The organism is Streptomyces sp. NPDC001890 (genome assembly GCF_042891445.1).
Lineage (GTDB): Bacteria > Actinomycetota > Actinomycetes > Streptomycetales > Streptomycetaceae > Streptomyces.
The window spans coordinates 100,543-113,910 of sequence record NZ_JBIATE010000010.1 but is presented as its reverse complement, the minus strand read 5'-3'; the positions used below and the strand labels follow the sequence as shown (position 1 = coordinate 113,910).

12 protein-coding genes and 1 pseudogene are annotated in these 13,368 nt (G+C 70.2%); 10 read left to right on the top strand and 3 right to left on the bottom strand.

Annotated elements, in window-relative coordinates; translation table 11 throughout:
• Positions 1-67 precede the first annotated feature (67 nt).
• The 7 genes from ACFYY1_RS24050 (at position 68) to ACFYY1_RS24020 (ending at position 5,919) form a co-directional block, all read left to right on the top strand.
• Entirely contained in the window at positions 68-1,438 is a 1,371-nt protein-coding gene (locus ACFYY1_RS24050) for an ATP-binding protein (protein ID WP_388588919.1), read from the top strand.
• A complete protein-coding gene (locus tag ACFYY1_RS24045) occupies positions 1,435-1,860 on the top strand; it encodes a roadblock/LC7 domain-containing protein (RefSeq protein ID WP_388588918.1) in 426 nt (141 codons plus the stop codon). The genes ACFYY1_RS24050 and ACFYY1_RS24045 overlap by 4 nt, the downstream gene beginning before the upstream one ends.
• Positions 1,857-2,210, top strand: coding sequence for a DUF742 domain-containing protein (locus ACFYY1_RS24040; protein ID WP_388588916.1), 354 nt, complete (start codon positions 1,857-1,859; stop codon positions 2,208-2,210). Before ACFYY1_RS24045 ends, ACFYY1_RS24040 begins: the two co-directional genes overlap by 4 nt.
• Positions 2,188-2,802 carry an ATP/GTP-binding protein gene (locus ACFYY1_RS24035; protein ID WP_388588914.1) on the top strand — a complete coding sequence of 205 codons (615 nt, stop codon included), beginning with the start codon at positions 2,188-2,190 and terminating at the stop codon, positions 2,800-2,802. Before ACFYY1_RS24040 ends, ACFYY1_RS24035 begins: the two co-directional genes overlap by 23 nt.
• Positions 2,799-4,073 (top strand): cytochrome P450, encoded by a 1,275-nt coding sequence (locus tag ACFYY1_RS24030; protein WP_388588912.1) that lies wholly within the window; start codon positions 2,799-2,801, stop codon positions 4,071-4,073. Before ACFYY1_RS24035 ends, ACFYY1_RS24030 begins: the two co-directional genes overlap by 4 nt.
• 104 nt (positions 4,074-4,177) lie before the next feature.
• Positions 4,178-4,576 carry a cell division protein SepF gene (locus ACFYY1_RS24025; RefSeq protein ID WP_388588909.1) on the top strand — a complete coding sequence of 133 codons (399 nt, stop codon included), beginning with the start codon at positions 4,178-4,180 and terminating at the stop codon, positions 4,574-4,576.
• A 131-nt stretch (positions 4,577-4,707) separates the two neighbouring features.
• Positions 4,708-5,919 carry an ATP-binding protein gene (locus tag ACFYY1_RS24020; RefSeq protein WP_388588907.1) on the top strand — a complete coding sequence of 404 codons (1,212 nt, stop codon included), beginning with the start codon at positions 4,708-4,710 and terminating at the stop codon, positions 5,917-5,919.
• A 1,094-nt stretch (positions 5,920-7,013) separates the two neighbouring features.
• On the opposite strand, the gene ACFYY1_RS24015 is transcribed toward ACFYY1_RS24020, so the two are convergent.
• The 3 genes and pseudogenes from ACFYY1_RS24015 to ACFYY1_RS24005 form a co-directional block, all read right to left on the bottom strand.
• A complete protein-coding gene (locus ACFYY1_RS24015; protein ID WP_388588905.1) occupies positions 7,014-8,975 on the bottom strand; it encodes a multicopper oxidase family protein in 1,962 nt (653 codons plus the stop codon).
• A gap of 156 nt (positions 8,976-9,131) precedes the next feature.
• Positions 9,132-9,266 (bottom strand): annotated as a pseudogene (locus tag ACFYY1_RS24010) (IS5/IS1182 family transposase); the annotation flags it as partial.
• A 181-nt stretch (positions 9,267-9,447) separates the two neighbouring features.
• Positions 9,448-10,929 (bottom strand): serine/threonine-protein kinase, encoded by a 1,482-nt coding sequence (locus ACFYY1_RS24005; protein ID WP_388589162.1) that lies wholly within the window; start codon positions 10,927-10,929, stop codon positions 9,448-9,450.
• Positions 10,930-11,254: 325 nt separating this feature from the next.
• Here ACFYY1_RS24005 and ACFYY1_RS24000 point away from each other — a divergent pair, with 325 nt between their 5' ends.
• The 3 genes from ACFYY1_RS24000 to ACFYY1_RS23990 all read left to right on the top strand — a co-directional run bounded on the left by ACFYY1_RS24000 (position 11,255) and on the right by ACFYY1_RS23990 (position 13,361).
• Positions 11,255-11,644: a nucleotide pyrophosphohydrolase gene (locus ACFYY1_RS24000; protein ID WP_388588902.1), complete on the top strand. Its 390-nt coding sequence runs from the start codon at positions 11,255-11,257 to the stop codon at positions 11,642-11,644.
• 123 nt (positions 11,645-11,767) lie between these two features.
• Positions 11,768-12,379 carry a DUF6099 family protein gene (locus tag ACFYY1_RS23995; protein WP_388588900.1) on the top strand — a complete coding sequence of 204 codons (612 nt, stop codon included), beginning with the start codon at positions 11,768-11,770 and terminating at the stop codon, positions 12,377-12,379.
• Positions 12,380-12,437: 58 nt separating this feature from the next.
• Positions 12,438-13,361 carry an LLM class F420-dependent oxidoreductase gene (locus ACFYY1_RS23990; protein ID WP_388588898.1) on the top strand — a complete coding sequence of 308 codons (924 nt, stop codon included), beginning with the start codon at positions 12,438-12,440 and terminating at the stop codon, positions 13,359-13,361.
• Positions 13,362-13,368: the final 7 nt, after the last annotated feature.

The following is a 13,368-nucleotide window of genomic DNA, read 5'->3' as shown; positions in this document are numbered from 1 at the left end:
GCCGGGGAACCGGCCCTTTTCCCCCTTCCCCGGACGACCGGTCCGACAACAGAAACGCGGTGACGGCATGGGATGGATAGTGGCGGTGATCGCCGTCGCCGCCGCCGTGGCGGCGATGGTCCACGCGGAGAACATGGCGCGTGCCCAACGCATCGCCGTGGCCCGCGCCGAGTTGGCCGAACGGCAGTTGAAGGCCGCCGAGGCCCGTACCGCGGCGCTCACCGACGAGATCCGCCAGCTGGCCCAGGAACGGATACCCGTCGCCGCGCTCGCCCTCTCCCACCCCACCGCCAAGGTCCCCGGACTGCGGGAGGCGGCCGAGATCGACGGCGATTCCGCGCGGCTGCTCACCGAGGCGGTGCAGGCGGCGCGCACGGCCGTCCTGGAGGAGCGCGGCCGCGTCGACGCGGCCGCCCGCGCGGCGATGCGCGGCACCTCCGCCAAGATCCAGTCCCTGCTCAACCAGTCCCAGCAGCTGCTGCACGAGCTCCAGCACGAGTACGACGACCCGCGCATCCTGCAACTGGACTTCCGCAACGAACTGGCGCTGCGACGCACCCAGGCCACCGCGGTGCTCTGCGACGCCTGGCCCGGCCTCGCCCGCCAGAACTCGCCGCTCGTCGAGATCGTGCTCGGCGCCCAGTCCCGGGTCGCCGGCTACGAACGCGTCAAGGTCGCCAACCACCTGCGCGACGAACGGCTCGGCCTCGTCGCCCGCGCCGCCGAACCCCTCGCCATCGCCCTGGCCGAACTGCTGGCCAACGCCACCGCCTACTCGCACCCCGACACCGATGTCCAGGTAACCCTCCAGCAGAGCGGCGGCCGGGGCGCGTTCCTGGTGGTCGACGACGCGGGCATCGGCATGGACGACGACGCGCTCGACCGGGCACGGGCCCTGGTGGCGGGCCCGCCGGAGATCCTGCTGACCGAGCTGGGCGACCCGCCGCAGACCGGCTTCGCCGTCGTGGGCCGCCTGGTGCTCCAGTACGGCTTCAACTGCCACATCGAGGAATCGCCGTTCGGCGGCATGCGCACGATCCTGCGCGTCCCCGCACATCTGCTGACCGTGCTGGAGGACGACCGCAGCCTCTCCGCCCTCGCTCCGAAGCCGGTGCGGACACCCGCCTCGCCCACCGTTCCCGCGCCGTCCGAGCAGGAGACCGCCCCCGTGCCGCAACCCGCCGGCGGACAGGTCCCCGCGCTGCCCAGCCGACGCCGTCGCACACCACGCCCGGCCCCGGCCCGCCCGGCGCCCGCCGACGTCGCCCCGGAGCGCGAACAGGTGTCCCGTACACCCGAGCAGGCGGGGGCTTCCTGGGCGGCACTCCAGCAGGGCACCCTCAACGGCAGGAGCGTCGCCGGGCCGCCATCCGCCCCGGCACCGGACGACCACGACCACCCGGACGACCGGGACGAGCAAGGAGAAGACCAGACGTGAGCGCCCCCACTTCCACCACCGGCGACCTCGCATGGGTGCTGACCCCACTGCTGGAGCTGCCCGGAGTCCAGCACGCCGTGGTCGCCACCGGAGACGGCCTCGTCGAGGGCGCCTCGCCCGGCCTGGACCGGGCCTCCGGCGAACGGGTCGCCGCCATGACGGCCACGCTGCACGCCGCGGCACGCGCCTTCACCACGGCCTTCACCGACGTCGAGGTACCGCGCCTGGCCCAGACGGTCGTCGAGTCCGACCAGGGCTTCGCCATCGTCGTACCGGCCGGGAACAACACCACACTCGCCCTGTTCGCGGAACCCGGGGCCAAGCTCGGTGACATCGCGTACCAGATGCAGGTGCAGGTCACCGCCCTGACCCGGGCGATGAACGCACCCGCCCGCCTGCCGGACACCGCCGCCCGGCCATGACCTCCGGCCCGGGGCGCCGCCTGATACCCGCCTACCTGGTCACCGGCGGCCGGACCCGGCCCACCGGTCCCGCGCTCGACCGGCTCGACATACTCGTGCGCGGCGACACCGAGCTGCCCCCGGACACCGGCTCGGAACAGCGCAGACTCTGCGAGCTGCTCGAACCGGGGGCGCTCACCGTCGTCGAGTGCGCGGCCCACCTGGACCTGCCGGTCAGCGCCACCGTCTTCCTGGCCGCGGACCTCGCGGCCGCCGGACATCTGCACACCCGACCGCCCGTCCCCAGCGCCGGGGAGATCGACCGGTCGCTCGTCGAGAGGCTGCTCGTTGGACTCCGCTCCCTCCACTGACCGCACCGGCATCGGCTATCTGCCGCCCACCGCCCGGAACCTGATGAAGATCGTCGTCACGGGCCCGTTCGGCGTCGGCAAGACCACCCTGATCCGTACGCTGTCGGAGATCGCCACGCTCCACACCGAAGAGGCGATGACCCAGTCCAGCACCCGGCTCGACGACACCGCGGGGCTGCCGGACAAGACCACGACCACCGTCGCCGTCGACTTCGGCCGGCTCACGGTCCTGGACGACCTGGTGCTCTACATGTTCGGCACCCCCGGCCAGCAGCGGTTCCTGCCGCTCTGGGAGGACATCGCGCGCGGTGCGCTCGGCGCGGTCGTCCTGGTCGACACCCGCAGGCTCGCCGACTCCTTCGCGGTCATGGACATGGTCGAGGAGCAGGGCCTGCCGTACGCGGTCGCGGTCAACCGTTTCCCCGATGCCCCCGCCCACACCGACGAGGTCCTGCGCAAACACCTCGACCTCGCCCCCGAGACCCCGCTGGTGCAGTGCGACGCCCGCGAACGCCGCGGCAGCATCGACGCCCTGATCGCGCTGGCCGAGCACGTACTCTCCAAGATGCCCAGGCCCGAGGACCCGTCATGACAGCGTTCGCCCAGCCGCCGGAGCCCCTCGCCCTGTACGGTCCGGAATTCGCCGCCGACCCGCGGAGCCACTACCGTCGCCTGCGCGAACACGGCCCCCTCGCGCCCGTCCGGCTCGCCCCCGGCATCGACGCCCTGCTCGTCACCGACTACCAGGCCGCCGTCGATCTGCTCCGCGACACCCACACCTTCACCAAGGACCCGCGCGCCTGGCAGGCCACCGTCCCCGAGGACTCGCCGGTCCTGCCCATGCTCGGCTACCGGCGCACCGCACTGTTCAGCGACGGCGAGGTGCACGCCCGTTACCGCGGCGCCATCAACGACAGCCTCGCGCTGATCGAACCGCACGCCCTGCGGGCCGAGGTCACCCGCGTCGCGGGGCGCCTGATCGGCGAGTTCGCCGCCACCGGAAGCGCCGACCTCATCGCCCAGTACGCCCGACGGCTCCCGCTGCACGTCCTCGCCATCTGTTTCGGCGTGGAGCCGGGCGACGGCGAACGCATCGTCAACGGCATCGCCGGCATGTTCAACTCCGCCGAGAACGCCGCCGCCGCGTACGCGGACCTCGTCGAGGTCGTCACCGCACTGGTCGCCGACCGCCGCGCCCACCCGCGCCGTGACCTCACCTCGTACCTGCTGGGTCACCCGGCCGATCTCGACGACGACGAGACCGTGCGTCAGATCACTCTGATCATGAGCGCGGGCCACGATCCGACGACCAATCTGATCGGCAACGCGCTGCTGCACATGCTCACCGACACCCGCTACGCCGGTTCGCTGCACGGCGGTGCGATGACGGCGCACGAGGCGGTCGACGAGGTCCTGTGGCAGGACCCGCCGCTGGCCAACCTCGCCGCCCACTACCCGCGCCACGACACGGAGTTCCACGGTGTGCGGCTGCGCGCGGGACAACTTCTCCTGGTCTCCTACGCCGCGGCCAACACCCGCTCCGAGTCCGGTCCTTCGGACTCCGCGGTCCGTTCCGGGGCCGGTGCCCATCTGGCCTGGTCCGCGGGTCCGCACCGCTGCCCGGCGAAGCAGCCGGCGCTGCTCATCGCCATGACCGCGATCGAGCAGCTCACCAGTCAGCTCTGTGACGCGGAACTGGCCGTCGAGCCCGGTGCGCTGAAGTGGCGTCCGGGCCCCTTCCACCGCGCGCTGTCCCGGCTTCCGGTACGGTTCACCCCCGTCGACATGAGTGCGGAGACCCATCTGCACAGGGCCGACGGGGAAGCGACGGACGGGCCGCCGGCGGTGTCGATCGGCCCATGAACCGTGTCGGTGGTACGCCGAACGGGTGAGTGGCGAGAGAATTGCCCGATGAACAGCGAGCGCAGCCGGCGCAACGCCAACCGAAGCACAGACGGGGTGGTCCGGTGAGCAGGTACGACAGGTACGACGTCACGGACGAGCAGTGGGAGGGGCTTGCCCAGGTCGTGCCTCTGCGCAGCCGCAACGAGTGGCCGTCCAGGGTGGATCACCGCACGGTCCCCGACGAGACCGAAGCGGCCGAACAGCGGCGACTCGTCGTGCTGCGGGTCCAGGTCTTCGCGGACGCACGGGAGGTGGCCGAATACCTGGTCGCCCAGATTCCGGTGCTGCTCGATCTGACGAGCGCCGAGACGGATGTGGCCAAGCGCATCCTGGACTTCACCAGCGGGGTGGTCTTCGGCCTCGGCAGCGGAATGCACCGGGTCGACCGGAATGTCTTTCTGCTGTCGCCGGTCGGCATGGAGGTCGAGGGCGTCACGGCGGCGGGTCTTCCCGGTTCGTAGGAGGGCCGCGGGGCGGGCGGTGGCAGGGGCGCACGAGGTGGGACGCGCGAGGTGCGTGGACGTACCCCGATCGTAGGAAGGTCGTTCAGGCGGAACGGTTCTGCTGATGACGGCCTGCATACCGTCCGCCCATGACCACACTCCGCCCCGAAACCTCCCCCCTGCCGTCCACCGGTTCGACCGCGCCGGACGGCACACCCCCCGGCGCACGCGTGCGGGTCCACCCCGCCGGGCCCGTCGTCACCGAACTGCGGCTGTCCGCCTTCGCCTCGCACCGGGGCGCCGCTTTCCCCATCGGCCCGGTCACGCTCTTCGGCGGTCCGGGCGGCAGCGGCAAGTCGAGCGCGTTACGGGCGTACGAGGCGCTGGCGCGGCTGGCCGGCGGAGACCCGCTGGACGAGGTCTTCCCCGATCCGGCGGCCTGCGTACCGGAGGGGGCCGCGGCCGACGCGCAGGGCCGCCGCGGCTTCCGGATCGGCTGCACGGCGGACGGCCCGGCGGGACCGGTACGGCTCGATGTCGCCGTACAGGCGGAGCCCACCCTCCGCATCGTCGGCGAACGGCTGACCGGCGGCGGCGAGACCCTGCTCACCACCGCGCTGCGCGACCCGGGACGCGCCACGGTCCAGGCGGCCTGGCACACCGCGGGCGCGGTCCCGGTGACGCGGGCGCCACTGCCGGACGACCGTCTCGGCACGGCTCTGCTGCCGCTGCGGGTCGCGGGCCGGACCGAGGGGCAGCTACGGGTCCTGGCCGCCGCCGAGCAGATGGTGGTGGCCCTGCGGTCGGTCTTCGCCTGCGAACCGCAACCGCAGCGGATGCGGGCCTCCGTGCCGGCCGGTGACGGCAGGCTGCGGCGCGGCTGCGAGAACCTGGCGGCGGTGCTGGAGCGTACGCACACGCAGTGCGTGCAGCGCCATGCCCGGCTGGTCGCCGCGGCGCACGCCGGATGCGCGGGGCCGGTGACCGCACTGGGCGTCGAACGGCTCCCGGACGGGTCGCTGCGGGCGGTTCTCGGCAGGGGCGGAGGACCGGCCACCCCGGTCGGGCGGCTCGGCGACGGCGAGCTGAGGTATCTCGCCCTCGCCCTGGTGCTGCTCACCGGTCCCGGGGTGCTGGCGGTGGACGCCGCCGGAGAGGTGCCGCCGGCCATGCAGACCCTCACCGTGCTGGCCGACGGATTCGACCGCGACCTGGATGGACGGCAGTTGCACGAGCTGCTCTCCCTGGCCCTGTCGATCGGGGCGGCCGGGCATCTCAGGCTGGTCGGCACGGTCACGGAGGCGGGTGCGGTACGGGCCCGGGAGATGCCCGGGGTGACGGTGGTGGCCCTGGGGCCGTGACCGCACTCGATGTGTGGCGGTCATTGCGGCACTCCCTCCGATGACCAGAGCGGCCGAGGCTGCTAAGGGCTGTCCCGTGATCCCTGGCGGGCGCGCGACGACGGCCACGGCACCTCGCCGCGTTGTCGGAACGCCCGAATACATCCAGTATTCGGGCGTCCCTCCGCCTTGCGATGCACCGCGTCCGACGCCGCACGCTGATCCACCAGGGATCAAGGGACAGCCCTTGGCGTCACGCATTGTTGCATCCGAGAAGCGCGATATGCGGACACTGTGCTCTCCCTGAGGTCTCGCACCCGGTCCGGCATTCATTTTGAGGCGGGCCGGCGTACAGATGGTCTCTCTCCGTCGACGGCGCAGTTTTCCATAATGGCATGAGGGAGTGGGGATGTGCGACAGGGGGACGTGAACAGGGCTTTTCATGACTTGGTCACGCGGCAGCAAGGATTCCAGTGCTGCGGGCATTCAAGTGCGCAGACAGGCCAATTGGGGTGGTGCCCTGCTCAAGCAGTCCGAGTAAATTGCGCAGTTGCGACTGCATGGGGGCGGTGCCACGATGGTTACGTGCCCCGAACTGATCTCTGTCTGTGGTGAGTTCACCGGCCGGTATGCATCTGAATGCCTCGCACGTGCCTGAAACCCGGAAAGTGTCCAGGAGTCCGCATCTTGTATGCGGAATCCATGGCATGTGTGGCAGCGAGCGAAAGGCAAGGTCTTGCGATGAGACCAGTAACGAACATTCGTCAACGGCCAAGAATGTCGGGGTTTACCTCGATCGCGGCGCTGACAATAGTTGCCGTGCTCGCCTCGCTGCTGCTGGGCTCGGCAGGGACGGTGCAGGCGCGGGAATCAATTCAATCATCGTCTTCCCAATCCCCGAATATCCCCTGGATCGAACCCGGATGCGACACCGGGGAACTTGCGGGGGAGTACGTGGTTTGCTGCTGGGATGAAGACGGTTACTTGGAGTGCACGGGGATTGTTTGAACCCATCGCTGTACACCGTCTTGCGGATCTTTCGCAGCGGTCGCATGCGGAGAACGTTCGGTGCCCCCTCGGTCGAGAACTCGGCCGAGGGGGCACCGTCGCGTTTGTCAGTGGCCGCCGCCACCGCTGTCGTGGCCGTGGTGGCCGTCATGATTGTGGTGGCCGTCATGATTGTGGTGGCCGCCACGGTCGACGACCGTCCACGGGCGCATCAAGTCGTCGCATTCATGTTCGAGGATGTGGCAGTGGTGGATGTACGTCGCCGGCAACTCGGTTCCGCTGTCCGGAATCGACGCGATCGTGCCCGGGACATCGAATTGGTGGATGATTCTGGTCACCATCCCCTGGTACGCCCTGACCGTGTCCTTGCGGGCCATTTCCTCGTCCGGGTCCGGCGGAGTCGGCGGGCCGGTGAAATAGTCGGCCACCTTCGGCTGGTCCGCCGGTTCTCTGCCGTTCTCGACCCACTGCTCGTAGACCTTCTGGAAGGCAGGTCCATCGAACGGCTGTCTCTCCAGCACCTGGAAGTTGACGAGATGGACGTGCACCGGGTGGGCGACGGGCTGGGGATTGATGTACTCCCAGATCTCGGTCGAACCCACCTCGATGAAGTCCGCGCTCGGTGCCATGAAGGGCAGCGCGTTGAACTGAAGGGGATCGTCGGCTGTCCGCTGGTACACGACGAATTGCCGACGGGGCGTTTCCGGCGTTTGCCGGATCCGCGTGACCGGCGGCAGGGCGAGTGTCGCGGGTGGTGTCGTCCGGTCCGTGTCGGACAGTTTTTCGGTCACCCGGAACTGCATGACTTCCGGGATCTCCGCGCCGTTGCCGTTGGGGAAGTAGACGGGCGCGTCGAAGTTTTCCAGCGTGACGTTCGTGCCCAGGGGAACCCGGCTGAAGTCGACGATCAGGTCGATCCGCTCGGCCGACCCGAACAGAATGCTCTCCAACTGCAACGGAGAACGGTAGCCGTCGTCGGTCCCGATCAGCCAGAACGGCAGTGTCTTCGTGCCGGTGTTGAACCGCAGCCGCCACGTACGCGTATTCGATGCGTTGAGAATGCGCAGCCGGTAGCGCCGCGGCTGGACGTCCAGGAACGGGTACGCCTTCCCGTTGACCACGGGCGTGTCCGCGCCGAACTCCTTGTCCAGGGTGTAGGCGAGCGAGCCGTCCGGATGGAAGGTCCGGTCGGCCAGGATGAGGGGAACCTCGAACTCGCCCTGCGGCAGGCCGAGCCGCCTGTCGGCGGGATCATGGATGAGGTAGGCGCCGGCCAGGCCCGCATAGACGTTGAGGCTGGTGATCCCGATGGCGTGGTCGTGGTACCAGAGCATGCAGCTCGTGTGCTCGTGGTTGGTGTAGCCGTAGATCGCTTCGTTGGATGCGGCGCGGCGCGGATCCAGAGTGGCGTAGTCCGGGCCGTGAACGCCCTCCGAGGTGAACCACTGCAGTGGAAGGCCGTCGGACTGGGGCGGGGTGAATCCACCATGATGATGCACGACGTTCCATACGGAGAGATTCTCCGGAAGCATGTCGGGACTGTCGTGGTGCAACTGATCGACCCTGTCCTGGAACAGGTGGGTGGTCGGCAGTTCGGTGCGGTACTTGACGACCGTCGGGTGGTCCTTGGTCGCGACGATGGTCGGGCCGAAATAGCCCATGCCGATCGGCATTTCGGGATCGTACGGATTCCTGGCCCAGTAACCCCACACGGCGCCCGCCCCGAGGTCCCGGTGGAACTGCCACGGGCGCTGCAGCATCGTGAGCTCGTAGTAATCGGCGCCCCGATGGACGGACCGATCCGGGACGGCCGTCGTCAGCCTGGGGAGCGGATCGACGTACTTTGCCAGCGGGGGAGTCTTCGCTGCCTTGAGGCCCGGGTGCCCTTCCCCCGTACCGTGCGACGCGAATGCCGGTGCGCCCTGGAGACCTTGTGGAAGCAGCATGGCCGCACCACCGACGGTACCGGCCATGAGGAACTGCCTTCGCCCGACCATCTTCTCTCGCCTTCTGCATTCTTGATGGAGTTCAAGAAGAACAGGCATGGTTCGGGGCGTGCTGTGGCTCAACGGTCGAGCCGACCGAAATCACCCGGACGACCTGTTGGTTCCCGGTTTCATGAAAACCACTGAAATCACTAACTGCCCGCCCAGTACCCGGCCATGGAATTCCGTGAATTCCTCGACGAGATCGACGGCCAAGGGCCGTCCCGTTGATTGAGCGCTTCAGCGTTGCTGCTCCAGCGTGAGGATGGCTTTGGTGATGACGGCCATGCGGTTGGGGCTGATGCGGGATCTGCGGAACATCTGCCAGGACTTCGGTCGCGCGATGCCTCGTCCGACCGGTGCCCTCGCCGTGGCCGGCAGGGCCGGTTGGGCCACCTGGTGCCCGTCCCGGGTTTCGGCGACCACCTCGATCCCGGGGGCGGTGGCGGAGATCGCCCGGACGCCGGCCCGGATCGCTGTCTCGTCGCCGGCGGGCAGCAGCCCGACCATCCGCCCAGCGTCCGTGCGGGGCAGGGCGGATGACGGGCGTCCGGGGTCAGAGGTAGTCGACGTGGACGTGCGGGGCGCAGCGGGCGACGGCCTCGCGCAGTTGTCCCCGCAGCGTGGTGGTCGTGGTACCGATCGGCCGGGGCACGGTGACGGTGACCCAGTCCGGGTACCGGGGCTCGACGCCCTCGCGGGGGAGCGGCAGCGGGGCGCCCAAGCGCAGCTTGAGGAGCAGTTGCACGTTCGGGCCCTTGGCGACCGGCGGGCGGCCGGCGGCGACGACGTCCGTCCACGGGATGGTGACGAACGGGTCGTCCTTGCGGGTGCTGCGCCGGCTGCGGACGGTGAGGCCGGGCGTCTCGACGGTGACGGTGTGGGGCCGGGCGAGGACGACCGCGACGCGGAGCGTGAACGCGGCCAGCGCCACCGGCGCCCAGAGCCGGAGACTCTCGCCGCTGTCGTACTCCGAGTAGTCGGTCTGCCAGGACCCGAGGGTGACCAGGGCCGCGAACAGCGCGCCGATCAGAGGCCAGACGAGCCTGGTGAGTCTGCGCCCGGGCGTGGCCCTGAAGACCACGGGGGCGGGCGGGGCCACAGCGGTGGGCGGCACCGGCACCGGCCTCGGGGCGGCGGCCGGTGGTGCGGGGGCCTTCGGCGGCGCGGCCGGGGCGGGATCGGAGGACGGGCCGGGGGCCGGGTCCGGTGTCGGCACCGGGGCCGGCGCGTGGGCGCGCAGTTCGGCGAGCAGGCCGGGCGCGGTGGGCCGGTCCGCCGGGTCCTTGGCGAGACAGGAGCCGACCGTCGCGCGCAGCCCCTCCGGCACCGCCGACAGGTCCGGCTCGCCGTGCACGGCCCGGTAGAGCAGGCTCATCGCCGGGCCCTCGCCGAAGGCGCTGCCGCCTGCCGCGTGCACCAGGACCGCGCCGAGGGCGAACACGTCGCAGGCGGGTCCGACGGTGCCCTGCTCGATCTGCTCGGGCGCGAGGAAACCGGCCGTGCCGATGACGCTGCCGGTGTGGGTGAGACGGGTGTCATGGAGGGCGCGGGCGATACCGAAGTCCAGGACCCGGGGCCCGTCGTCGGACATGATGACGTTGCCCGGCTTGAGGTCGCGGTGCACCACCCCACACGTGTGGATCGCGGTCAGCGCCTCGGCCAGCGCCGCGCCCAGGGCGTACAGCGCCCCCTCGTCGAACGGTCCGTCCTCGGCGACCGTGCGGTCGAGGCCGCGGCCGGACACGAAGGCGGTGACCATCCAGGGAGGGGTGGCGTCCGGGTCGGCGTCCACGACCTGTGCGGTGTGGAAGCCGCCGACCTGCCGCGCGGCGGCTATCTCGCTGCGGAAGCGGGCGCGGAAACCCTCGTCGGCAGCGAGTTCGGCGCGGGCCACCTTGACGGCGACCAGCCGGCCGCCGGGCGAGCGGCCCTGGTAGACCCGGCCCATGCCGCCCTCGCCGAGCTTGCCGGTGATCTCGTACTCCCCGACCGTGCGCGGATCCTCGGGCCCCAGACCCTGTCCCGGCTCATGCATGGACACCCCCGAAATGTTGTTGACGCCCTCGGGGCGAATTCGCCTCGGGGACAGCTATTTTGACTTACGGTCAGTCAACTCATGCCGGATTCCTCGGACTTATGGGCGGCTTGCAGAGCTCTTTCGCCCTGGTCACTGATCGGGTGACGGCTGAGTCGGGGTGCCTGGAGGTGCCGCGATCCCGGCTTCGCGCTGCCGGACCTACACTCACCTGATGCCGAGCGGCGAGAAGCGCACGCGGGAGGCCGGCAACCGCGCGTTCGGGGGCGACCCGAAGAGCGACGACGGCCCCACGACGGCTCAGGGGGCATGAGAGAGGGAGAGTATGCAGGGCGAGCCGCGAGCCGTGCCGGAACTCGATGTACGGACCCTTCAGCGACGGCTGGCCGCATTCGCGGCCGCGCGGGACTGGGAGAAGTACCACACCCCGAAGAACCTGGCATCGGCGCTGAGCGTCGAGGCGGCCGAACTGGTCGAGATCTTCCAGTGGCTGACGCCGGAGGAGTCGGCGCGGGTGATGGAGCGGCCCGGGACCGCGCACCGGGTGGCGGACGAGGTCGCCGACGTCCTCGCGTATCTGCTGCAGTTCTGCGAGGTGTTGGGGATCGACGCGCTCGCGGCCCTGTCGGAGAAGATCGACCGGAACGAGTCCCGATTCCCGGTGCCGGGGAGCCAGGAGTCCACAGAATCCGGCGATCGTCACTCTTCGGAGTGATCAACTTGTCCACAATCGATTTTCTGTCCACAGATTTCCGAATTCCTCTGGCTTTTCGGTACCGGTGACCTCACTGTGGGTAATGGATGAGGTGAGCGGCTTTTCGTACGGACGGGGGAACGCATGGAAGCGGAACGGCTTGTGGGAGTCAGCCGGCGTGCTCTGGCTCAGAGCAGGGGGACGCCGGACATCATCGCGGAGGCCTGGCAGGCGCAGGCGCTGGCCCAGGCGATCGGCAGTCGCCTGGCGGCCGACGGGCCCAAGGAGTTACGGGGCGAGGCGCGCGGGCTGAGCGAGATCGGGGGTCGGAGCAGCGGGTCGCTGGACCATCCGGCGGCGCGGGCCGGGGTGGCGCGGGCCGCACAGCTCTCCGGGCTCGCCGAGCCCCGGGCGACGCTGACGGGGCTGGGCGCCTTGCTCGGGGAGGTGGGGATGGCCCTGGTCGGGGTCGCCTGCGAGACCGATGAGCAGGGGCTGTACTGGCAGTGCATGGAAGCGATCGACGCGGCCGACGAGTCCATGGACCGAGTGCACGGAATGCTCCGCCGCCTCGACGAGCACGACAGGGAGCGGCAGCAGGATCTGGAGCGCGGCCGGGGGCGGGACGGCCCGTACGGAGCGAATGGCGCGTACGGCGTGAACGGCTCGTACGGCTCGTACGGCGTGGTCGGCGGCGCCGGTGGGACGGCGGGTACGGGCGCGGCCGGCCGCGGTCGCGCGGGGCTTCGGGAGTGACCGGGCGGTCAGGCCGCGGGAGGCGGGTGAGGGGTGTCCGGAGGTGCAGGATGGATGCATGGATCTTCGAATCTTCACCGAGCCCCAGCAAGGGGCGAGCTACGACACCCTGCTCACCGTCGCCAAGGCGACCGAGGACCTCGGCTTCGACGCCTTCTACCGCTCCGACCACTACCTCCGCATGGGGCCGGGGGACGGGCTGCCCGGCCCGACCGACGCGTGGATCACCCTGGCCGGGCTGGCGCGTGAGACCAAGCGGATCCGGCTCGGCACGCTGATGACCGCGGGGACCTTCCGGCTCCCCGGCGTGCTCGCCATCCAGGTCGCGCAGGTCGACCAGATGTCCGGCGGGCGCGTCGAGCTCGGCCTCGGCGCGGGCTGGTTCGAGGAGGAGCACAAGGCCTACGGCATTCCGTTCCCCAAGGAGAAGTTCGGCAGGCTGGAGGAGCAGCTGGAGATCATCACCGGGCTGTGGGCGACGGAGACCGGCAAGACGTACAGCTTCGACGGCACTTACTACCAGCTCACCGATTCGCCCGCGCTGCCCAAGCCGGCGCAGGCCAGGGTGCCGGTGCTGATCGGCGGTCACGGTGCGACGCGTACACCGCGACTGGCCGCTCGTTACGCGGACGAGTTCAATATCCCCTTCGCGTCGCTGGAGGACAGCGAGAAGCAGTTCGGCCGGGTCAGGGAGGCGGCCAGGACGGCCGGCCGTGAACCGGACGACCTGGTGTACTCCAACGCCCTGGTGGTCTGCGTCGGCAGGAATGACGCCGAGGTGGCGCGCCGCGCCTCCGTCATCGGGCGTGAGGTGGCGGAGCTGAAGGCGAACGGGCTCGCGGGCTCGCCCGCCGAGGTGGTCGACAAGATCGGCCGGTACGGTGCGATCGGCTCGTCGCGGATCTACCTCCAGGTCCTGGACCTGGACGACCTGGATCACCTGGAACTGATCTCCGCCCAGGTCCAGTCCCAGCTCGGCTGAGAACCGA